Source organism: Nocardioides alcanivorans (assembly GCF_021555175.1).
In the GTDB taxonomy this organism is placed as follows: Bacteria; Actinomycetota; Actinomycetes; order Propionibacteriales; family Nocardioidaceae; genus Nocardioides; species Nocardioides alcanivorans.
The window spans coordinates 14,231-34,158 of record NZ_JAKGRW010000022.1 but is presented as its reverse complement, the minus strand read 5'-3'; the positions used below and the strand labels follow the sequence as shown (position 1 = coordinate 34,158).

Genomic DNA, 19,928 nt, shown 5'->3' with positions numbered 1-19,928 from the left:
GTGGCATCGCCTGGATGACGCCGTCGACCTTGCCGCGGTTGGCAGGGGTGGTGTTGTCGGTGACCCATGCCTGGTAGGCCGCGTCGTTGGCGCCGGAGCCGAGGAAGCTCATCACGCAGTCGAGCAGCACGATCGAGATGACCGCGATCACCACCGCGTCCTGCGCCGGGGCAAGGTCGCCCGCACGGTCGGGGCTGACGAGCCCGAACCCTGCGGTGGTGATGCCCCAGAGCACGTAGCCGATCGCGATGAACTCGCGGCGGCGCCCGGTGCGGTCCGACCAGGCTCCGATCAGCAGCGTCGCCAACGTGGCTGCGGCGGCGCTGGTCGAGACCAGCAGCGCGAGCACGTTGGGGTCATCGCTGATCGTCTCGTGGACGAAAACATTGAGATACATGTTCTCGACGGTCCAGGCCAGCTGCCCGACCAACCCGAGCAGCACCACCCAGCCCCATGTGCGCGCGCCCAGGCCCATGCGGGCAGCCTAGAGGTTCTGCCGGCTCTCCTCGCGCAAATCCGTGGCTGTGCAGGTGGCTCAGCGGGCGCCGCGAACGGCCAGCGCCACCAGATCGCGTGCCGGTCCCTCCGCTGGGTGCGGCCCGCCGCGCCAAACCGCATGCAGCTGCCGGGTCAGGTCGAGCCCGCTCACCGAGATCGCCACCAGCCGGCCGGTGGTCAGGTCGTCGCGGACGGCATGCGCGCCCAGCGCGGCCGGCCCGGCTCCTGCGGCGACCGCCGAGCGGACGGCCGCCGTCGAGGAGAGTTCCAGCATCGGCGGCGGCGTGGCATGCCCGGTCAGGGCCTTCTCCAGCACCCTCCGGGTGCCCGACCCGGCCTCGCGGACGACAAAGGGGTCGCGGCGAGCGTCTCCACCGTCACGCGACGGCGCGACCGCGCGGCCCACGGGTGCTCGGGGCCGACCACCACGACGAGCTCGTCGGTGCCGACGAGCCTTCGTCGAAGCCCCCGTGGCGCATCCGGTCCCTCGACGAATCCGAGCTCGACGTCTCCGGCCGTCACCAGCTCGACGACGCGGGCCGTGTTGGTCGCGGTCATCGTGATCTCCGTCTGCGGCTGCCCCAGCTGCAGTTGATGGGCTCGGAGGGCAACCATCCAGCCCGGCAACATGTGCTCGGCGATCGTCAGGCTGGCAGCGATGGCCAGGTGGGCGCGGCGGCCGCCACGCAAGGAGGCGATCCCCGCATCGAGCTCCTCGGCTGCTTCGACCACCCGAGCCGCCCACTGCGCCATCAACTCACCGGTCTGGGTGAGTTCGGAGCCACGGCGGGTGCGACTCACCAAGGAGTCACCCACCAGGCGTTCCATGGTGCGCACCCTGGACGAGGCCGCCTGCTGGGTGATGCCGAGCTCGGCCGCCGCAGCCCCGAGGCTCCCGGTACGGGCGACCACGAGCAGGAGTTCGAGGGCCCGGAGATCGGGGACGTGGGGACCGAGCATGTCACAAGACTACCTTGTGACCACCCAACCCCGGTCTCGTTGTTCGGACGGCACCGGCAACCAAGACTGGTGGACATGACTCTTCGCGTGGCCATCGTCGGTGCCGGCCCAGCCGGCATCTACGCCGCCGACATCTTGACCAAGTCCGACACCGACGTCTCGATCGACCTCATCGAGCGACTGCCTGCGCCGTACGGCCTGGTCCGCTACGGCGTGGCGCCCGACCACCCACGCATCAAGGAGATCGTCAAGGCCCTGCAGCGAGTGCTGGGCCACGACGACGTTCGCTTCCTCGGCAACGTGAACTTCGGTGAGGACATCAAGCTGGAGGAGCTCCGCGACTACTACGACGCCGTCATCGTCGCGACCGGCGCCATGGCCGATCGCGACCTGGGCATCCCGGGCGAGGAGCTGCCCGGGTCCTTCGGTGCCGCCGACTTCGTCTCCTGGTACGACGCGCACCCCGATGTGCCCACCACGTGGCCGCTCGAGGCCCAGCACGTCGCCGTCCTCGGTGCCGGCAACGTGGCCCTCGATGTCGCCCGGGTGCTGGCCAAGACCGGCGACGAGATGCTCTCCACCGACATCCCCGCGCACGTCCACGACGGCCTGGTGGCCAAGAAGGCGACGGACGTGCACGTCTTCGCCCGCCGCGGACCGGCGTACGCGAAGTTCTCACCGCTCGAGCTCCGCGAACTCGCACACTCCCCCAACGTCGACGTGATCGTGCACCCCGAGGGCTTCGAGGTCGACGACGCGGCGATGGAGCACATCGCCAAGAACAAGCAGGCCAAGATGGTGATGAACACGCTCTCCAACTGGGTCGGTCGCGACCCCAGCGGCAAGCCGCACCGCATCCACCTGCACTTCATGGAGCAGCCGGTCGAGATCGGTGGCGACGGTGTCGTGCAGTTCCTGCGCACCGAGCGCACCGAACTGGTGGGCGACCACAGCGTCAGGCCGACCGGGCAGTTCACCGACTGGGAGGTGCAGGCGGTCTACCGCGCCGTGGGCTACCGCAGCACCGCCCTTCCCGGCCTGCCCTTCGACGAACGCGCCGCCGTGGTGCCCAACGACGGTGGTCGGGTGCTCGACCTCGACGGCACGCCGATCCCCGGCACCTACGTGACCGGATGGATCAAGCGCGGCCCGATCGGTCTCATCGGCCACACCAAGAGCGACGCTGCCGAGACCATCGGGCACGTGCTCGCCGAGACCGTCGAGACCGCAGCAGCACGCCGACCCGACGGCATCGACGCGCACCTCGCCGAACGCGGCGTGAAGGTGGCGACCTTCGAGCACTGGGAACGCCTCGACCAGCACGAGATCGCACTCGGGAGGCCGCGGGCCGGACCCGCATCAAGGTCGGCGAGCGCGACGAGATGCTCCGGGTCGGCGCCGGCGCGTAGCAGGCTCACCAGCAGCGCGGGGCCTCCCGGCACCGACGCCCCGGGCGTCAGGTCGGCCTGGGTCAGATCGCCATGAAGAGGATCTGCTCGCGGGTGTACTCGTGCGTCGGGTGCTCGGCCTTCAGGTGAGCCTGGACGTTCTCGACCAGCTCGTCCTCGTTCTCGCCCTTGATGAGGGTGCCGCAGGGGCAGGTCAGTCGGGTCTTCATGTTTCCTCCGGATCCGTGGTCCACGTCACTACGGAACACATTGTGGCAGCAGGGAGAATGACGGGGTGAGCAACCCGCATCCGCGCCCCCGCGCCGCCGACCTGCTCCGCGTCGATCCGTCCCCCGGGGCGCACCGGGTGGCCCTGCGTGCGGGGGTGAGTGTCGGCGTACCGCTGCTGCTGTGCTTGGCGGCAGACCGACCGGAGTGGACGCTCTACGCCGCCTTCGGGGCGTTCACCTCCCTCTACGGACGCGACCGGATCCATGCTGCCCGCGCGGTCACCCAGCTGACTGCCGGCGTCGCCCTCACGCTGGCGGTGCTCCTCGGCTCGCTCGTGGCCGAGGCCGGTACGCCGCCATGGCTGTTGGTCGGCGGCGCTGCGGTGCTGGCCATGGTCGGGCAGGTCGTCTCCGACGTGCTCGACTGGCATCCGCCCGGCCCGCTGTTCCTCATCTTCGCCTTCGGCGCGGTGGGTTCAGCGCCTCCCTGCACGACTCCTGGTTGGTGCCGATCGCAGTGGCCGGCGCCTCCGCCCTCTTCTCGGTGGTCGTCGGCGGCGTCGGCTCCGTGGTACGTGGCCAACGCAGTCCGTGGCCCGGGGTGAAGCGGCACACCACTTGGCACGTCGCCCGACTGGCAGTCGCGGTGGTGATCGCCGGCACGCTGGCACACCTCTCCGGCCTGGGGCATCCCTACTGGGCGATGGTCGCCGCGCTGGCCGCCCTCGCCGGGCGCGACCACCGTGCCCGGTGGCAGCGCAGCTGGTTCCGAGCCATCGGCACCCTGGTCGGCCTGATCCCGGCCGCGCTCCTGCTGGCTCTGCACCTGGGGCCGGTGGGGATCGTCCTCACGGTGATCGTGCTGCAGTTCGTCACCGAGATCCTGATCGGCAGGAACTACGGCCTGGCCCTGCTCTTCATCACCCCGATGGCACTGCTCATGGGGCAACTCGCCGTCGAACGGCCGATGGCCGAGCTGCTGCTCGACCGGGGCATCGAGACCGTGATCGGCTCGGCTGTCGCTCTCGTGATCGTATGGGTCGAGCTGCGGCGTCACGCCAAGGTGTGACCGCTCCCGCCGGTCGAGCCTGTCGAGACCCACCCCGGTGGTCGAGCCTGTCGAGACCGAGCCCGTCGAGACCCACCCCGGTGGTCGAGCCTGTCGAGACCCGGCCTCAGCCGTCCAGCATCGAGAAGAGGTCAGGCTCGTCATCAGACGTCTCGACGATGGGTTCGGCCGCGGGGGCGCCAGCGAACCCCGGTCCTGGGTCAGCCTGCCGCCCCGCCTTGTGCGCAACCGCTGCCGCGTTCGCCAGCCGGTCGGCCTCTTCATTGAGTGGATGCCCGGCATGGCCCTTGACCCACTCGAACTTCACGCGACGACCGGTCATGGCCGCATCGATGGCACGCATGAGGTCGACGTTGAGGACCGGTTTGCCGTCCTTCTTCTTCCACCCCTTGCGCTTCCAGCCCGCCATCCACTTCGTGACCGAGTTGATCACGTACTGACTGTCGCAGTAGATGAGCAGGTCGTCGTCGACGTGGGCGCTCTGCCGGAGCAGGTCGAGCACCGCCATCAGCTCGCCCATGTTGTTGGTGCCGTGCGGCCAGCCACCACTCGCCCAGCAGGTGTCGTCGACGTACCAACCCCACCCGGCCGGGCCGGGGTTGCCGAGGGCGGATCCGTCTGCAGCGGCAATGATCGTCACCACGACATCATTGCAGCCGCGCAGCGCGGGCCCGTCCGCGCGGGCCTCCGCGACCCAGCTCCACGGCCTGCGTCATGATGGAGCCCATGTCTTCGCTGCACTGGGCCCGCATGCTGGCCGCCGGCCTCCTGGCGCCGGCGCTGCTGGTCTCCTGCGGCGGCCACGAGTCACCGCCACCGATGCCGCAGTCGTCTGCCCGCGACGTCGCCACCGACCGGCCTGCCCCCAAGGTCCTCACGGCAGCGGTGAAGCGGTTCCGCAAGGCCGACAGCGGGGCCTTCACCAGCGCCATCGGGGTCACCCGCGACGAGGGTGAGTTCCAGTTGTCCCACAAGAGCGCATCGCTCAGCCGGATCATCAGTGCCGAAGGATCGGAGACCGCCTTCACCGATTCGGTGCGCACTCCGAAGGGCGTCTGGATGCGGGTCCGCACCGCACGGATGAACGCCGAGCGCGCCTGCTGGGTGCGCACGGGCAACGCTCTGGGCACCACCACGGACGACATCCCCGGTGCGTACGCCGGCGCGGTGGGTGCGGCGCTGACCGCGCAGGGCAAGCGGTGGGACGGCGAGGAGATCACGGGCACCGTCAACCTGGTGCAGGCGCTGCTGGCCGTCGACCCGGCGTTGGCCGTCGCCCCCGAGCTGGCCGAGGTGACGCAGGCCCGCGTCAAGGCGAGTTTCACGGTGCGCAACGGTCACCTCCTCGGCTGGAGCACGACGAGTTCGCAACTGCTCGGTGCGCTTGCGAAGGCCGGTCTCGAGGCGAAGGGCAGCCTGCGCGGGCTGGCCGACCTCGACGGCTTCGTGCTCGACGTGCAGTTCACCGGGCCTGGCAGCTCGGTCGACGTCGCGGCGCCGGAGCCCCGCCGGGTCATCCCTGCCGAGCCTGCCGACAATCTGCTCAAGCGGGCCAGGGCGTGCATGAAGCAACGCTGAGTCGGGGGCCTGTGCCATCATCGCCACCAGGGGCACGGAGCCGTGCTCCGCAGCGATCTGAAGGAGATGGCCGTGGCCGAGATCAGCGTGGTGGACGCAGCCGAACAGGGACGTTTCGAGGTGCACGTCGACGGAGCCCTCGTCGGTTTCACCGAATACTCCGACCGCGACGGCATCCGCACCTTTCCCCACACCGAGGTCGATGAGGCCTACGCGGGACAGGGTTTGGCCAAGCGGGTCATCCGCGACGGCCTCGACGCCACCCGAGCCGCAGGGCTCCAGGTGCGCCCGGTGTGCCCGGCAGTGGCCGGGTTCATCAAGAAGAACCCTGACTACGCCGACCTCGTGCCGGATCAGTTCAAGGACTCGATCAGCTGAGCCCGATCCGACAGGCGATGGTTGCGACCATCGCCTTGCTCAGTTGTGCCCTGACGGCGTGCACGCAGCAATCGCTCGACGAAGCCGCGACCCCGCCTGCTCCCGATCCCTTCGCGGATGCCGACACCACCGCCGTGAGCCTGGTGCTCGAGACGCTCCGTGCGGTGCCGCGCGCACCGACCGTGGCGCCGTACCGCCGGGATGCGTTCGGCCGCAGTTGGACCGACGTCGACGGCAACGGCTGCAACCAGCGCGACGACGTCCTCCTGCGCGACGCCCTCCCGGGCACGGCCACGACCCAGCGGCAGGGCCGATGTGACCACGACGTGCTCGCCGGCGAGTGGATCGACCCCTACACGGGCAAGCAGTTGGTGTTCACCGACCTGAAGGATCCGCGGCAGGCACAGGGCGTGCAGATCGACCACGTGGTGCCACTGGCCGAGGCCTGGGTCTCCGGAGCTGCGGAGTGGGACGACCGGCGTCGGCTCGAGTTCGCCAACGACCTCCCCGGGCTGGTCGCCTCCGACGGCCCGACCAACGCCAGCAAGAGCTCCCACGACCCGGCCGCCTGGCGACCGAGGCAGCCGCACCAGTGCGACTATGCGCGGCGGTGGATCGCGGTGAAGCAGAGGTGGGATCTCGGCGCGGACGCGAGCGAGCGCCGAGCCCTCACCGAGATGCTCAACCTCTGCTGAACGACGTCGCACGGGCCGTCCACCGGGTTGCGCCCCTCGCTACGGGCGCAGTGACTCGCTGAGCGCGGCGAGGGTGTCCTCGACCAGGCGGTAGAACGCCCAGCGCCCCCGCTGCTCGCGTACGACGATCCCCGCCTCGACGAGCTGCTTCATGTGGTGGGACACCGTCGGTTGCGACAGTCCCACTGGCTCGACGAGATCACAGATGCAGGCTTCCCGCTCGGGTTGCGCCGCGATCAGGGACAGCAATCTCACCCGTGTCGGATCGCCGAGCGCCTTGAACATCCGGGCGAGCCGCTCGGCGTCCGCCAGGTCGAGCGCTCCACCAGTGACTGAGGAGCAACAGGCTTCAGCGGCATCGAGGAGCGGCACGGTCTGGGACATGGCGCCATCATACCCATCGCATTGACAGACTTCGATGCATCGATAATGATCGATGCATCGAAGCTTGGCCCTACGACAGGAATGGTCCCATGTCCCACCCCCACGACATTCGCGAGCGGGTACGCACCCGGTACGCCGAAGCAGCCACCGCCGTGACCAGCGGCAGCAACAACGCAGAGCTCAACGCAGACCTGCAGACGGTTGGCGACGACAGCACCTCCTCCTGCTGCACGGGGGCCGTCGAGGTCGACGCGTCGTTCGGGGCAGGCCTCTACGGCGGCGAGGACCAGAGCGGCCTTCCGGCCGAGGCCGTGGCGGCGAGCCTGGGGTGTGGCAACCCGACCGCAGTCGCTGCCCTCCAGCCCGGTGAGCGGGTGCTCGATCTCGGATCCGGAGGCGGCATCGACGTACTCCTCTCCGCGCGCCGGGTCGGTGAGACCGGGTTCGTCCACGGGATCGACATGACCGACGAGATGCTCGACCTGGCCCGCAGCAACGCCACCCGGGCAGGAGCAACCAACGTCGAGTTCGTCAAGGGAACCATCGAGGACGTGCCACTGCCCGACGCCACCGTGGACGTGGTGATCTCCAACTGCGTGATCAACCTGTCGATCGACAAGCCGAAGGTGCTTGCCGAGATGTTCCGCGTCCTGGTGCCCGGCGGGCGGATCGGGATCTCGGACGTGGTTGCCGAGGACCACCTCAGCGCGGCTGCTCGGGCCGACCGCGGCTCCTACGTCGGTTGCATCGCCGGCGCACTCTCGCGCTCGGAGTACCTCACCGGACTGGCCGAGGCAGGCTTCATCGACGCGGAGGTCGAGTTCACCCACGAAGCCGTGCCCGGCATGCACGGAGCAATCATCCGCGCCACCAAGCCCGCCGCATGACCACAACCACCCCGCCGCGCCGGCCGCAGGCACCGGGCGCCTCTCCACCCTCGACAGGTACTTGGCGGTGTGGATCGGGCTCGCCATGGCCGCAGGCCTGCTGGTTGGCCGTTGGCTTCCGGGCGTCGCCGACCTCCTCGACGTGATCACGGTCGGCTCGGTGTCACTTCCGATCGCGGTTGGCCTGTTGGTGATGATGTACCCGGTGCTGGCTAAGGTCCGCTACGACGAGATCGGCCACGTCGCCCGCGACAAGCGCACCATGGTGCTCTCCCTGGTGCTGAACTGGGTGGTCGGGCCAGCGGTGATGTTCGCGCTCGCGTGGATCTTCCTCCCGGACCTGCCCGATCACCGCACCGGACTGATCATCGTCGGGTTGGCGCGCTGCATCGCCATGGTGATCATCTGGAACGACCTCGCCTGTGGTGACCGCGAGGCGGCTGCGGTGCTGGTGGCGATCAACTCCATCTTCCAGGTGCTCGCCTTCGCGCTGCTCGGCTGGTTCTATCTCGACCTGCTCCCCGGATGGCTGGGCCTGTCGACCACCGGACTGGACGTCTCCCCGTGGCAGATCGCAGGCAGCGTCCTCGTCTTCCTCGGCATCCCCCTCGCAGCCGGCTACCTCACCCGCCGCCTCGGTGAAGCCAGGATGGGTCGAGTCCGCTACGAGACCCGCTTCCTGCCTGCGATCGGACCGTGGGCGCTCTACGGCCTGCTGTTCACGGTCGTGATCCTGTTCGCCCTCCAGGGCGAGTCGATCACCAGCCAACCTCTCGACGTCGCCCGGATCGCGATCCCGCTGCTCGTCTACTTCGCACTCATGTGGGGCGGCTCCATGATGTTGGCCCGTCAGCTCGGTCTCCCCTATGAGCGCGCCACCAGCGTCGCCTTCACGGCGGCGGGCAACAACTTCGAGCTCGCCATCGCCGTCACCATCGCGGTCTTCGGGGTCACCAGCGGTCAGGCACTCGCCGGAGTGGTCGGCCCCCTCATCGAAGTGCCGATCCTGATCGGACTCGTGCACGTCAGCCTGTGGTCCCGCCGTTTCTTCACCGTCACCGCCCCGCAAGGAGTGCAATGAGTCAGCCCGTCGTCGTCGAGGGAGGCTTCCCCGGATCGTCTTCGCCTGCCGCGCCAACGGCGGCCGTTCGGTGGCGTCCCGCCTGCTCACCGAGCACTACGCGCGCGGGCGGGTGATCGCCCTGTCAGCAGGCACCGAGCCGGGCGAGCACATCCATCCCGAGGTCGCCCGAGTGCTGGAGTCGCTCGGACTCGACACCTCGGCGGAGCAACCGACCTTGCTCACCGCCGAGATGATCTCCGCCAGCGATCTCGCCATCACCCAGGGCTGCGGCGAGAACTGCCCCTACGTCCCCGGTGCCCGCTACCGTGACTGGCCCTTGGACGATCCCCGGGGCCAGGACGACGCCACCGTCCGACGGGTCATCGCCGAGATCGACGCCCGTGTCCGGGAGCTCCTCAGCGAGCTCGTCCCGGACCTGGCACTACCGCCCTCCGTCCTTGAGCGGGACCGAGGGCACTGACGCCGGGCGCTCATCGAGCCTCAGTGCGTGGCGGCGTACGTCGTCACTCGCCGCGCCACGCGGGCGCGCGCTTCTCGGCGAACGCGACAGCGCCTTCCATCGCATCCTTGGTGCGGAAAACCGGAAGCAGCACCTGATCGTGGTGCTGCCAGATCTCGTCGTCGAGGTCGGACCCGAAGCGGGCCTGCTCGTGGATCATCTGCTTGGTGGCCTGCACCGCGAGTGGCGCATTGGCGGCGATCTCCTCCGCAAGCTCGAAAGCCGCATCGAGAAGCGCTGCGTCGGGGACGACTCTGTTGACCAGCCCCAGTTCCGCAGCCTCGGTGGCGTTGACGGCCCGGCCGGTCAGTGCCAACTCCATCGCCTTGCGCACCGGGATCTGGCGCGGGAGCCGGAGCACCCCACCGGCGGCAGCAACCAGGCCCCGCTTGACCTCAGGAAGTCCGAACTTCGCCGACTCCGCAGCCACGGCGAGGTCGGAGGCAAGCACCAGTTCGGTGCCGCCACCCATCGCGAATCCGTTCACGGCAGCGATGACCGGCTTGTTGATCGGGTGCCGCACCATGCCCGCGAACCCCCATTCCGGGTGCCCCTCCGCCGACACGTCCTCCCCCTTGGCGAATGCCTTGAGGTCCATGCCCGCACAGAAGGCACGGCCGGTGGCGGTGAGGACGACGACCCGCACCTCGGGGTCGTCCTCCGCACGTTCCAGCCCCTCGCCGAGAGCCGTCGAGAGCGCCCGGTTGACGGAGTTCATCGCATCGGGGCGGTTGAGGGTGATCAGGGCAATGTGGCCCCGCACCTCGTACAGGGCGCCGGGAGTCTCTTCAGTCATGTTCGCCATGCTCTCGACCCCCACCCGGTCCGGCAACCCTGTTCTCGTTGAGGGCGGGATAGTCCCTGACGAATTTGTAGATCTCGGCCGCAGAATCTACAAATTCGTCAGGGACTATCCACCTCTCACACGGTAGCCGTGGCCGGGGTGAGGGCAGCCGGGAGGGTTTCGAAGCCGCGGAGGATACGGGTGGAGCGGCGGTGGGCGCCCGGGAGGAGAGTGATGTCGGGGAACCTCTCGAAGAACATCCGCAGGCCCACCTCGCCCTCCATCCTGGCCAGCATCGCGCCGAGACAGTGGTGGCGGCCGGCGGAGAAGGCCATGTGGTCGCGGGCGTTCTCCCGAGTGACGTCGAAGCGGTCGGGTTCGGCGAAGACGTTGGGGTCGCGGTTGGCGCCCGCCAGCATCACCGTGATCAGGTCACCCTCGTGCATGGTGCGACCGGCCAGCTCGGTCTCCTCCTGGCACACGCGACCCGTCAACAGCACCGGCGGATCGAAACGGAGCACCTCCTCGACCGTGTTGGCCCACAGCGCGGGCTGCTCCTGCAGCAGGGCCAACTGGTCGCGGTGTCGTCGCAGCAGGGCGATGCCGTTGCTGAGCAGGTTGACCGTGGTCTCGAAACCAGCGGCGAGCACCAGGCCCGCGGTGGCCTTCAGCTCCACCTCGGAGAGCTCCCCTCCTCCGTCTGGACCGCGACCAACTCACTGAGCAGGTTGTCTCCGGGGTTGTGGCGCAGGTACGCCAGGTGCTCACCCAGCCAGGCATCGAAGTCGGCGAGTGACCGGTTGACGTCGCGGTAGGTCTGCCAGGTGAGCCCGAGATCGAGACTCGGCGCCGCGCCGGCGCCGAACGCCAGCACCCGAGCCTGCTCGGCCTCCGGCACCCCGAGGATCTCGGCAATGACCGTCACGGGAAGCCGGGCGCAGTAGTGCTCGACGAGGTCGATGTCCTCGCCGGCTCCAGCCCGCCGTTCCAGATCGTCCAGCAGTCCGGTGGCGATCTCCTCGGTGCGCACCCGCAGTCTCTCCACCGCCCGCATCGTGAAGACCCGCATCACCAACTTCCGATAACGCGTGTGCTGCGGTGGCTCGGTGACCAGCAACGACGGCGGCTGCACCGGGTGCAGCACGTTGAAGGCGAGCCAGTCACCCACGGCACCGAGCGCCCCCGTCCGCCCCGGGATCCCGGTCCGGAACGCGTTGCTGGTCAGTACCTCGCGCACGACGGCATGATCGGGTGTCAGGTAGGAGAGCCCGCTCTTGACCACCGGGCCTCTGGCCCGCAACTCCTCGATGAGGTCGAACATCATCTCGTCGTCGTCACCGCCGGCCGTGATCAACCGCGCCTGCAGGTCGCCTCGTGCCGCCATCCGGGAGATCATCGCCCGCGGCAGCCCGTGGGTGAGCGCCCAGTGGGCTCCCTCACGGGCCGTGTGTACGACGGACAGGTCCAGGAGCCTGTCAACTGCGGCCTTCTTCACCATGCCTCCTGCACTCGCCTGTTCCTCCGACTGACGCTCCGCATCGGGCGATCCTTGGTCCATACCGCCGGTACGTCGCCACGACCAACGCTACGTACGCCGTCAAGACCCCCGGTCCGCTCACGGCAACGGTTCGGCAGGAGATGGCAGGCTGGGGCCATGACGAAGAAGATCGGCTTCCTGTCCTTCGGGCACTGGTCGGAGTCGCCCGGCTCCCACACCCGCAACGCCGCCGACGTACTCCACCAGTCGATCGACCTGGCGGTGGCTGCCGAGGAGCTCGGCGCGGACGGGGCCTATTTCCGGGTGCACCACTTCGCCCGCCAGCTCGGCTCTCCGTTCCCACTGCTGGCTGCGGTCGGAGCCCGCACCAGCCGGATCGAGATCGGCACGGGCGTCATCGACATGCGCTACGAGAACCCCTCTACTTCGCCGAGACCGCGGGCGCTGCCGACCTGATCGCCGACGGCCGCCTGCAGCTCGGCATCAGCCGGGGATCACCGGAGCAGGTCATCGACGGCTACCGCTACTTCGGCTACCAGCCCAGCGAGGGCAAGACCGACGCCGACATGGCACGCACCCACACGGAGGTGTTGCTCGAGGTGCTCAAGGGTGAGGGCTTCGCCCAACCCAATCCGCGCCCGATGTTCCCCAACCCGCCCGGCCTGCTGCGGGTCGAGCCGCACTCCCCGGCCTGCGACAGCGCCTCTGGTGGGGCGCAGGCAGTCGGGCCACGGCGGAGTGGACGGCTGAGAAGGGCATGAACCTGATGAGCTCGACCCTGCTCACCGAGGACACCGGCGTCCCCTTCCACCAGCTCCAGGCAGAGCAGATCCAGGTCTTCCGCGACGCCTGGGCCCAGCACGAGCACGGTTTCACGCCGCGAGTGTCGGTGAGTCGCAGCATCTTCGCCCTCATGGACGACACCGACCGTGCCTACTTCGGTGGCGATGCCGGCAGCACCGACCAGGTCGGCCACATCGACGGCGGGGTGGCGCGCTTCGGCAGGTCCTACGCCGCCGAGCCCGACGTGCTCATCGAGCAGCTGCGTGAGGACGAGGCGATCGCAGCGGCCGACACGCTGCTCCTCACGGTGCCCAACCAGCTCGGCGTCGACTACAACGCCCACGTCATCGAGAGCATCCTGACCCACGTCGCGCCGGCGCTCGGCTGGCGCTGATCCGCCGGAGTGCTGCGCGGGTTCAGGCTGACTGCCCCGCAAACTGCGCGGCAGCCAGTCGGGCGTAGGCGCCATCGGCAGCAACCAGCTCGTCGTGACTGCCCTGTTCCACGATCCGCCCGTCGGTCATCACCAGGATGAGGTCGGCGTCGCGGATCGTGGAGAGCCGATGGGCGATCACGAAGGCGGTGCGGTCCCGGCGGAGCACGGCCATCGCCTGCTGCAGCAACAGCTCGGTGCGGGTGTCGACCGAGCTCGTCGCCTCGTCGAGGATCAGCAGCTCGGGGTCGGACAGGAAGGCGCGGGCGATCGTGAGCAGCTGGCGCTCACCGGCTGACAGGTTCGCGCCACCTTCCTCCAGCACCGTGTCGTAGCCATCGGGCAACGAGTGCACGAAGCGGTCGACGAAGGTGGCCTGCGCGGCAGCGAGGATCTCCTCCTCCGAAGCGCCCGGCCGCCCGTAGGCGATGTTGTCGTGGATGGTGCCCTCGAACAGCCAGGTGTCCTGCAGCACCATTCCGATCCGGCCGCGCAGCTCGCCACGTGGGACGGAGGCGATGTCGACGCCATCCCACGTGATCCGCCCGCGGTCGACCTCGTAGAAGCGCATGATCAGGTTGACCAGCGTGGTCTTGCCGGCGCCGGTGGGCCCGACGATCGCGACGGTCTCTCCCGGGCGGGCGACCAGCGAGAGTCCCTCGATCAGCGGCCGGTCCGGTTCATAGCTGAAGGCGACGTCCTCGAAGTGGATCTCACCCCGCCGTCCGGTGAGGCTGCCGCCCTTCTCCGGCACCTCCTCCGGCGCGTCGAGCAGTTCGAAGACGCGTTCGGCCGAGGCGACGCCGGACTGCAGCAGATTGACCATCGACGCGAGTTGGGACAGCGGCTGCGTGAACTGGCGCGAGTACTGGATGAAGGCCTGTACCTCACCCAGGGACAAGTTGCCGCTGGCGACTCGCAATCCCCCGACGACGGCGATCGCAACATAGTTGAGGTTGCCGACGAACATCATGATCGGCATGATCAGCCCGCTCACGAACTGGGCGGTCCACGAAGCATGGTGCAGCTCGTCGTTCTCCTGGGCGAACTGCCGCTCAGCGTCCTCTTGGTGACCGAAGACCTTCACCAGCGTGTGCCCGGAGAAGCTCTCCTCGATGTGGGAGTTGAGGCGCCCCGTACGTCGCCACTGCTGCACGAACATGCCCTTGGAGCGCTTCATCACCGTGGCCGCGACGAACATCGACACAGGCACCGTCAAGATCGCGATCAACGCCAGCAACGGCGAGATCCAGAGCATCATCGCGAGCACCGCGAAGATCGACAGCACCGACGTGAGCACCTGGCTCAGCGTCTGCTGCAGCGACTGCCCCAGGTTGTCGATGTCATTGGTGACCCGGCTGAGCAACTCCCCGCGGGGCTGGCCGTCGACGTAGTCGAGCGGCAACCGGTGCACCTTGTCCTCCACGTCGGAGCGCAACCGACGGATCACGCCCTGCACGATGTCGTTGAGCAGGTAGCCCGCGGCCCAAGCCAGCGCCGAGGCGAGCACATAGATCCCCAGCACGATCAGCAGCACCACCCCGACCGCATGGAAGTCGACCCCTGGCCGGGCACCACGTCCATCGCCGAGACCATGTCAGCGACCTTGCCGTCGCCCTCGGCGCGCAGCCCCGCGACCGCCTCGGCCTTCGTGACGCCTTCGGGCAGCCGCCCGCCGATCAGTCCCGCGAAGACGAGGTCGGTGGCGTGACCCAGCACGCGCGGACCGATCGAGGTGCCCAGCACGCTGAGCACGGTGAGCACCAGCACCGCAAGGGTGCGCGTGCGTTCGGGACGCATCCGGCCGAGCAGTCTGCGCAGCGAGCCGCGGAAGTCCATCGCCTTCTGGGCGACCATCGCGCCCTGCGGGCCCGGGCCAGTGCCTTGGATCCGCTCGGTCTCCTTCAGCTTTCCGCCGCTCACGAAGGCGCTCCTTCCACCGCGGCGATGCCTTGCGACGTGAGGATCTCCTGATAGGTCGCGCAGTCTGCCGCCAACTCGTCGTGGGTGCCGGCGCCGACGACGGCACCGTCCTCCAGCACCACGATGCGATCGGCCTCGCGGATGGTCGCGACACGTTGCGCCACCACGACGACCGTGGCCTCCCGCGTCACCGGCTTCAATGCGGCCCGCAGCCGGGCGTCCGTGGCGACGTCGAGCGCGGAGAAGGCGTCGTCGAAGAGATAGAGGGAGGGACGTCGTACGACGGCGCGGGCGATGGCGAGTCGCTGACGTTGTCCACCCGAGACATTGCTGCCGCCCTGCTCGATGTGGGCCTCGAGGCCGTCCGGCATCGCCTCGACGAAGTCGCGGGCCTGTGCGATCTCAAGGGCCGACCACAGCTCCTCGTCGGTGGCGTCGGGCTTGCCGTAGCGCAGGTTGGAGGCGACGGTGCCCGTGAAGAGGAACGCCTTCTGGGGCACCAGCCCGAGCTGTGCCCAGAGCACCTCCGGTGCCAGCCGACGTACGTCGACCCCGCCGACTCGCACCTCGCCCGCGGTCACGTCGAACATCCGGGGCACGAGATTGACCAGCGTCGTCTTGCCGGCGCCGGTGGAGCCGATCACCGCGACGGTCTCGCCGGGGCGCGCCTGCAGGTCGACGGCCCGCAGCACCGGCTGCGCTGCACCGGGATAGGAGAAGGTGACGCCGGCGAGGTCGAGGGTGCCGGGGTGGGGATCTCGTGGACCGGATCGGTCGGGGGCACCACGGAGCTGTCGGTGACGAGCACCTCCTGGATCCGCTCGGCACACACTGCCGCCCGCGGGATCATCATCATCATGAAGGTCGCCATCATCACCGACATGACCACCTGCATCAGGTAGGCGATGTAGGCGGTCAGGGCACCGACCTCCATGGCACCCGACTCGACCCGGTGACCGCCGAACCAGATGACACCCACGGTGGCCACGTTGGAGACGAGCATGACCGTCGGGAACATGCCGGCCATCCAGCGTCCGGCCCTGATCGAGACGTCGGTGAGGGACTCGTTGGCGCTCGCGAAGCGCTCCACCTCGTGACGCTCCCGGACGAAGGCACGCACCACCCGCAGGCCGGTGATCTGCTCGCGCAGCAGCCGGTTGACCTCATCGATGCGCTCCTGCACCAGCCGGAAGTTGGGCACCATGCGGCTGACGATGATGCTGACCGCGATGGCCAGCACCGGGATCACCGCGGCCACGATCCACGAGAGGCCGACGTCTTCGCGGATCGCCATGATGACGGCGCCGACCATCATCATCGGTGCGGTGACCATCAGGCTGCCGCCCATCAGCACGATCATCTGCACCTGCTGGACGTCATTGGTCTCGCGGGTGATCAGCGAGGGTGCGCCGAAGTGCTGCACCTCGCGCGTCGAGAAGCCGCCGACCCGCTGGAAGAGCTCGGCACGCAGGTCCCGGCCGACCGACATCGCCGTGCGCGCAGAGAACCAGACCGCCGCGATCGCAGCACACACCTGCAGGAGGCTCACTGCCAGCATCACACCGCCACGACGGAGGATGTAGTCGGTGTCGCCGACCACCACACCCTGGTCGATGATCTCGGCGTTGACGCTCGGCAGATAGAGCATCGCGACCGTGCCGCAGAACTGAAGGAGCACGAGAGCCGCGACCGCTCCGCGGTAGGGACGCAGATGGTCGAGCACGAGGCGGAGGAGCACGAGGAGCCACGTTACCGCGCGGTGACGAACCGCACCCGCGATTAACGGGATCTCAGCGCTCGGACACCTGCTCCTGCAGCCACGCGGCGTAGGGCTGGACGCCGGTTCGGAACGGCGCCTCAGGGCACAGCACACCACTACGAGCCTGCTTGGCTGCCCCGGGCATCGGCACCGGTACGACGAGTTTGCGGCGACGGGTGGTCCGGAGCAACCGGCGCACCATGTCGACCATCTGCAGCCGCTCCGGCCCACCGATCTCGACGACCTCGTGGCGCGGCTCGCCCAGGGCCAGGTCGAGCAGGGTGTCGGCGACCTCGTCGGCCGCGACCGGGGCGCTCAGCATCCGGGGCACGAAGGCCACCGGGCCGATCGAGGTACGTCGCACCATCTGGGCGGCGAACTCGTGGAACTGGGTCGCACGGAGCACTGTCCAGGGGCGGTCGGAGCCGGTGACGATCCGCTCCTGGGCAACCTTGCCCCGGTAGTACCCGGAAGGCACCTCGTCGACACCGACGATCGAGAGGGTGACGTGATGACGCACGCCGGCCTCCTCGCCCGCCTCGAGCAGGTGCCGACTGGTGGCGGTGAAGAACGCCTCGGCCTGCTGTCCACTCATCGTCTCGATGCTGACGCAGTCGATGACCGTGTCGACGCCCGCCAACCGGGCGGCAACACCGACGCCGGTCATGAGGTCGGCGCCCTCCGAGCGGGAGAGGTTGACCATGTCGAGGCCGCGGGCAGCTCCGCGCGCCATCACGCGGGCACCGACCTCACCAGTGCCACCCGCGACCGCGACCCGGGTCATCTCGGGACCAGCGCCCAGAGGTCGAGGTCGAGGAGCACGCCGTCGGCGTACTTGCCGTCCTGGCCACGCAACGTCATCGACTCGTCGCGGCCCCTGGTGGCGACCAGACGGAGGCGCAGCGCACCGACGCCGGGAGCGTCGAGCTCTGCCTTGTCGAGCACCTCCGTCCAGGCATGCACGGTGTCCCCGGCGAAGGCCGGGGCCACGTGGGAGCCGCCATTGATCGCGGCGATGAGCTGGGCATTGGCGAGGCCGTTGAAGGAGAGCGCCCGAGCCATGGAGATGATGTGACCGCCGTAGATGAGGCGCTTGCCGTCGGGGCGGGCATCGACGTTGAAGTGCACCTTGGCCGTGTTCTGCCACAGCCGCGTGGCCATCATGTGCTCGGAGTCGGTGAGGGTGACGCCATCGACGTGGTCGATCCTCTCCCCGAGCTCGTAGTCCCCGTAGCGGTGCGGCTCCCCTGCCGCGACGAAGTCGTAGCCGGTGAAGTCGAGTCCGGCGGGCACCGGCAGGTCGGCCGGGGCGACGACCTGGGCGAGATCGGGTGCGACCGTCTCCGGAGCGGGCGCGTCGACGTCACGCTTGTGCACCATCACCCAGCGTGCCCAGTCGATCGCCACCTCGCCGCGCTGGTTGGTGGCGGTGGAGCGCACGTGGACCACGCCCGTCTTGCCGTTGGAGTTCTGCTTGAGGCCGATGACCTCGGAGCGGGTGCTCAAGGTGTCGCCGGGGACGACGGGCCGGTGGAAGCGAAGCTCGGCGTAGCCGAGGTTGGCCACCGCGTTGAGCGAGACGTCGGGGACCGTCTTGCCGAAGGCGATGTGGAAGCCGACCAGCTCCTCCACCGGCCACGCCTCGAGTCCGACGGAGGCTGCGAAACTGGCGGCAGAGGGGATCGCGAAGCGGGTCGGGTAGAGCGCACCGTAGAGCGCCCGGTCGCCGTCGGTGACGGTGCGCGGCGTGGCGTGCTCGATCACCTGCCCGACGCGGAAGTCCTCGAAGTAGTTGCCGGGATTCGTCTTGCTCATGGGCCCGATTGTGCACCGTCGTCCCGGCCAGCGGGAGACCACGCGATGTGTGGTGCGACACCCCGAGTTGGACGGACGACCCGAAATGCCACCCCCAGCCCTCTGTGCTGGGGCAGGATGCGCGACATGGACACCACCGCATCTCGGGCCAGGCGGGCGGTGGCGGTCGCCTTCGCCGTGCAGGGCTTCACCTTCGCCTCGCTGCTCACCCGCCTGCCAGCAGTGAAGGACGCCTTCGACCTGAGCGACGTCGACATCCTGCTGATGGTGCTGGCCGTCTCCGGGGTGGCCGCGGTGGGCTCGGCCCTGGCTGGGCAGGTGGCGTCGCGCTGGGGATCCGCAGTGACGCTCCGCACGGCCCTCGCCGCAGCCTCGGTGACGGTGGTGCTGCCTGGAATGGCCGGTGGGTTCGGGTCACTGGTGCCCCTCGCTGCGGCGTACGGACTCCTGCTCGGTGCGGTCGACGCGGCGATGAACATGCAAGGGGTGGCGACCCAGGAACGTCACGGCCGCAGCATCATGTCGGGCTTCCACGCGGTGTGGAGCCTGGGCGCCGCCGCGGGTGCGGGCGTGGCGGTGCTGACCGCTGAGCTCAACTGGTCCCTGCTGCTCTCGCTGGCGGTCTCCGGCGGCGTCGGGCTGGCGGTGAACCTCCTGTGGTGCGGCGGCATGCTGTCGGCCGAGGCCGATCCGCTCGAGACCGCAGGCGCCAGCCACGCCCGAGTGCCGTTCGTACCCGTGCTCCTCGTCGCACTGCCCACCTTCGTGATGTGGCTCAACGACGGCGCCACCTCCACGTGGAGCGGCATCTACCTGGAGGACGGGCTCGGTGCCACCGCGACCCTCGCCCCGATCGCGTACGGCGCCTACCAGGTCTGCTTCTTCCTGGTCCGCCTCGTCGGCGACCGCTTCGTCCAACAGCACGGCGCCGCCGCGGTGGTGCGGGTCTGTGGCGGGATCGCGACACTGGGCGGGGTGTTGCTGGTGGTCGCGCCCAGCGTGTGGGTGGCGATCTTCGGCTTCGCCCTGCTTGGCCTCGGCCTGTCACTCGTGCCACCGCTCTCGATGGTGGCGGCAGCCAAAGTCGCCCCCGGCGCCGGCGACCGTGCCGTGGCTCGGGTCAACATCGCCAACTACTCAGGCTTCATCGTCGCCGCGGTCGCGGTCGCCGCCGTCTCCGAGCTGGTCAGCGCCCGGGCGATGTTCCTCCTCCCCGTCCTCTGCCTGCCCTACCTCGTGCTCGCCTCCGCCCGCTTCTCCCCGCGGCCCAGAACCGGATAGTC

Annotated in this window: 22 protein-coding genes and 4 pseudogenes; 13 read left to right on the top strand and 13 right to left on the bottom strand. The window is 69.1% G+C overall.

Translation table 11 applies throughout. The features are described 5' to 3' along the window. Positions 1-475: MFS transporter (locus tag L1066_RS13040; protein ID WP_235736736.1), on the bottom strand; the 475-nt coding region annotated here is incomplete at its 3' end. 60 nt (positions 476-535) lie between these two features. Further along, positions 536-1,458 (bottom strand): annotated as a pseudogene (locus L1066_RS13035) (LysR family transcriptional regulator). A 75-nt stretch (positions 1,459-1,533) separates the two neighbouring features. On the opposite strand from L1066_RS13035, the gene L1066_RS13030 reads away from it, so the two are divergent. Further along, positions 1,534-2,943: an FAD-dependent oxidoreductase gene (locus tag L1066_RS13030; RefSeq protein ID WP_235736735.1), complete on the top strand. Its 1,410-nt coding sequence runs from the start codon at positions 1,534-1,536 to the stop codon at positions 2,941-2,943. Here L1066_RS13030 and L1066_RS13025 read toward each other — a convergent pair. After that, a complete protein-coding gene (locus L1066_RS13025) occupies positions 2,930-3,076 on the bottom strand; it encodes a DUF1059 domain-containing protein (RefSeq protein WP_235736734.1) in 147 nt (48 codons plus the stop codon). The genes L1066_RS13030 and L1066_RS13025 overlap by 14 nt on opposite strands. 65 nt (positions 3,077-3,141) lie before the next feature. On the opposite strand from L1066_RS13025, the gene L1066_RS27760 reads away from it, so the two are divergent. Next, positions 3,142-3,681: a hypothetical protein gene (locus L1066_RS27760; protein WP_235736733.1), complete on the top strand. Its 540-nt coding sequence runs from the start codon at positions 3,142-3,144 to the stop codon at positions 3,679-3,681. Further along, entirely contained in the window at positions 3,582-4,145 is a 564-nt protein-coding gene (locus tag L1066_RS26755) for an FUSC family protein (RefSeq protein ID WP_235736732.1), read from the top strand. The genes L1066_RS27760 and L1066_RS26755 overlap by 100 nt, the downstream gene beginning before the upstream one ends. 184 nt (positions 4,146-4,329) lie before the next feature. Here L1066_RS26755 and L1066_RS13010 read toward each other — a convergent pair. Beyond that, positions 4,330-4,785 (bottom strand): annotated as a pseudogene (locus L1066_RS13010) (ribonuclease HI); the annotation flags it as partial. An 86-nt stretch (positions 4,786-4,871) separates the two neighbouring features. On the opposite strand from L1066_RS13010, the gene L1066_RS13005 reads away from it, so the two are divergent. Genes L1066_RS13005 through L1066_RS12995 form a run of 3 tightly spaced genes read left to right on the top strand, consistent with a single transcriptional unit; the run spans position 4,872 to position 6,796 of the window. Then, positions 4,872-5,723 (top strand): hypothetical protein, encoded by an 852-nt coding sequence (locus L1066_RS13005; RefSeq protein WP_235736731.1) that lies wholly within the window; start codon positions 4,872-4,874, stop codon positions 5,721-5,723. A 42-nt stretch (positions 5,724-5,765) separates the two neighbouring features. After that, positions 5,766-6,101 carry a GNAT family N-acetyltransferase gene (locus L1066_RS13000; protein ID WP_235736730.1) on the top strand — a complete coding sequence of 112 codons (336 nt, stop codon included), beginning with the start codon at positions 5,766-5,768 and terminating at the stop codon, positions 6,099-6,101. 17 nt (positions 6,102-6,118) lie between these two features. Next, positions 6,119-6,796, top strand: coding sequence for an HNH endonuclease family protein (locus L1066_RS12995; protein ID WP_235736729.1), 678 nt, complete (start codon positions 6,119-6,121; stop codon positions 6,794-6,796). A gap of 39 nt (positions 6,797-6,835) precedes the next feature. Here L1066_RS12995 and L1066_RS12990 read toward each other — a convergent pair whose 3' ends face one another. After that, positions 6,836-7,180, bottom strand: coding sequence for an ArsR/SmtB family transcription factor (locus L1066_RS12990; RefSeq protein ID WP_235736728.1), 345 nt, complete (start codon positions 7,178-7,180; stop codon positions 6,836-6,838). Positions 7,181-7,269: 89 nt separating this feature from the next. Here L1066_RS12990 and arsM point away from each other — a divergent pair, with 89 nt between their 5' ends. From arsM to L1066_RS12975, 3 genes and pseudogenes are all read left to right on the top strand, one after another. Continuing rightward, a complete protein-coding gene (gene arsM, locus L1066_RS12985; RefSeq protein ID WP_235736727.1) occupies positions 7,270-8,067 on the top strand; it encodes an arsenite methyltransferase in 798 nt (265 codons plus the stop codon). A 34-nt stretch (positions 8,068-8,101) separates the two neighbouring features. Continuing rightward, positions 8,102-9,148, top strand: a pseudogene (arsB, locus tag L1066_RS12980) (ACR3 family arsenite efflux transporter); the annotation flags it as partial. Between the two features lie 34 nt (positions 9,149-9,182). After that, a complete protein-coding gene (locus L1066_RS12975) occupies positions 9,183-9,611 on the top strand; it encodes an arsenate-mycothiol transferase ArsC (protein WP_312007729.1) in 429 nt (142 codons plus the stop codon). 43 nt (positions 9,612-9,654) lie between these two features. On the opposite strand, the gene L1066_RS12970 is transcribed toward L1066_RS12975, so the two are convergent. The 3 genes from L1066_RS12970 to L1066_RS12960 form a co-directional block, all read right to left on the bottom strand. Beyond that, positions 9,655-10,446, bottom strand: a complete 792-nt coding sequence (locus L1066_RS12970) for a crotonase/enoyl-CoA hydratase family protein (RefSeq protein WP_235736725.1) — start codon at positions 10,444-10,446, stop codon at positions 9,655-9,657. 125 nt (positions 10,447-10,571) lie between these two features. Continuing rightward, positions 10,572-11,111 (bottom strand): cytochrome P450, encoded by a 540-nt coding sequence (locus tag L1066_RS12965; protein WP_235736724.1) that lies wholly within the window; start codon positions 11,109-11,111, stop codon positions 10,572-10,574. Then, positions 11,102-11,932, bottom strand: a complete 831-nt coding sequence (locus tag L1066_RS12960; RefSeq protein WP_235736723.1) for a cytochrome P450 family protein — start codon at positions 11,930-11,932, stop codon at positions 11,102-11,104. The genes L1066_RS12965 and L1066_RS12960 overlap by 10 nt, the downstream gene beginning before the upstream one ends. Positions 11,933-12,088: 156 nt before the next feature. On the opposite strand from L1066_RS12960, the gene L1066_RS12955 reads away from it, so the two are divergent. From L1066_RS12955 to L1066_RS12945, 3 genes are all read left to right on the top strand, one after another. Next, positions 12,089-12,388, top strand: a complete 300-nt coding sequence (locus L1066_RS12955; protein ID WP_235736722.1) for an LLM class flavin-dependent oxidoreductase — start codon at positions 12,089-12,091, stop codon at positions 12,386-12,388. Positions 12,389-12,498: 110 nt separating this feature from the next. Beyond that, complete coding sequence (locus L1066_RS12950; RefSeq protein ID WP_235736721.1) at positions 12,499-12,693, top strand: hypothetical protein; 195 nt, start codon at positions 12,499-12,501, stop codon at positions 12,691-12,693. 5 nt (positions 12,694-12,698) lie between these two features. Beyond that, on the top strand, positions 12,699-13,109 hold the full coding sequence (locus L1066_RS12945) for a hypothetical protein (protein ID WP_235736720.1): 411 nt from the start codon (positions 12,699-12,701) through the stop codon (positions 13,107-13,109). Positions 13,110-13,131: 22 nt separating this feature from the next. Here L1066_RS12945 and L1066_RS12940 read toward each other — a convergent pair whose 3' ends face one another. From L1066_RS12940 to L1066_RS12925, 5 genes and pseudogenes are all read right to left on the bottom strand, one after another. Further along, entirely contained in the window at positions 13,132-14,688 is a 1,557-nt protein-coding gene (locus L1066_RS12940) for an ABC transporter ATP-binding protein (RefSeq protein ID WP_312007719.1), read from the bottom strand. Beyond that, entirely contained in the window at positions 14,676-15,071 is a 396-nt protein-coding gene (locus L1066_RS27755) for a hypothetical protein (protein WP_312007716.1), read from the bottom strand. Before L1066_RS27755 ends, L1066_RS12940 begins: the two co-directional genes overlap by 13 nt. Further along, positions 15,068-16,809: pseudogene (locus tag L1066_RS12935) on the bottom strand (ABC transporter ATP-binding protein). Before L1066_RS12935 ends, L1066_RS27755 begins: the two are co-directional and overlap by 4 nt. A gap of 52 nt (positions 16,810-16,861) precedes the next feature. After that, positions 16,862-17,614: an SDR family oxidoreductase gene (locus tag L1066_RS12930; protein WP_235736719.1), complete on the bottom strand. Its 753-nt coding sequence runs from the start codon at positions 17,612-17,614 to the stop codon at positions 16,862-16,864. Continuing rightward, complete coding sequence (locus L1066_RS12925) at positions 17,611-18,645, bottom strand: MaoC family dehydratase (RefSeq protein ID WP_235736718.1); 1,035 nt, start codon at positions 18,643-18,645, stop codon at positions 17,611-17,613. Before L1066_RS12925 ends, L1066_RS12930 begins: the two co-directional genes overlap by 4 nt. Before the next feature lie 126 nt (positions 18,646-18,771). On the opposite strand from L1066_RS12925, the gene L1066_RS12920 reads away from it, so the two are divergent. After that, positions 18,772-19,926: an MFS transporter gene (locus L1066_RS12920; RefSeq protein ID WP_235736717.1), complete on the top strand. Its 1,155-nt coding sequence runs from the start codon at positions 18,772-18,774 to the stop codon at positions 19,924-19,926. Positions 19,927-19,928: the final 2 nt, after the last annotated feature.

What these genes read in the sequence shown, in the direction of transcription:
- L1066_RS12930 (WP_235736719.1), bottom strand. Translation starts at nt 17,614, where the DNA reads ATGACCCGGGTCGCGGTCGCGGGTGGCACTGGTGAGGTCGGTGCCCGC.
- L1066_RS12960 (WP_235736723.1), bottom strand. Translation starts at nt 11,932, where the DNA reads ATGGTGAAGAAGGCCGCAGTTGACAGGCTCCTGGACCTGTCCGTCGTA.
- L1066_RS12995 (WP_235736729.1), top strand. Translation starts at nt 6,119, where the DNA reads ATGGTTGCGACCATCGCCTTGCTCAGTTGTGCCCTGACGGCGTGCACG.
- L1066_RS13005 (WP_235736731.1), top strand. Translation starts at nt 4,872, where the DNA reads ATGTCTTCGCTGCACTGGGCCCGCATGCTGGCCGCCGGCCTCCTGGCG.
- L1066_RS12970 (WP_235736725.1), bottom strand. Translation starts at nt 10,446, where the DNA reads ATGACTGAAGAGACTCCCGGCGCCCTGTACGAGGTGCGGGGCCACATT.
- L1066_RS12920 (WP_235736717.1), top strand. Translation starts at nt 18,772, where the DNA reads ATGGACACCACCGCATCTCGGGCCAGGCGGGCGGTGGCGGTCGCCTTC.
- L1066_RS12925 (WP_235736718.1), bottom strand. Translation starts at nt 18,645, where the DNA reads ATGAGCAAGACGAATCCCGGCAACTACTTCGAGGACTTCCGCGTCGGG.
- L1066_RS13030 (WP_235736735.1), top strand. Translation starts at nt 1,534, where the DNA reads ATGACTCTTCGCGTGGCCATCGTCGGTGCCGGCCCAGCCGGCATCTAC.
- L1066_RS12955 (WP_235736722.1), top strand. Translation starts at nt 12,089, where the DNA reads ATGACGAAGAAGATCGGCTTCCTGTCCTTCGGGCACTGGTCGGAGTCG.
- L1066_RS12990 (WP_235736728.1), bottom strand. Translation starts at nt 7,180, where the DNA reads ATGTCCCAGACCGTGCCGCTCCTCGATGCCGCTGAAGCCTGTTGCTCC.
- L1066_RS12945 (WP_235736720.1), top strand. Translation starts at nt 12,699, where the DNA reads ATGAGCTCGACCCTGCTCACCGAGGACACCGGCGTCCCCTTCCACCAG.
- L1066_RS13025 (WP_235736734.1), bottom strand. Translation starts at nt 3,076, where the DNA reads ATGAAGACCCGACTGACCTGCCCCTGCGGCACCCTCATCAAGGGCGAG.
- arsM (WP_235736727.1), top strand. Translation starts at nt 7,270, where the DNA reads ATGTCCCACCCCCACGACATTCGCGAGCGGGTACGCACCCGGTACGCC.
- L1066_RS12950 (WP_235736721.1), top strand. Translation starts at nt 12,499, where the DNA reads ATGGCACGCACCCACACGGAGGTGTTGCTCGAGGTGCTCAAGGGTGAG.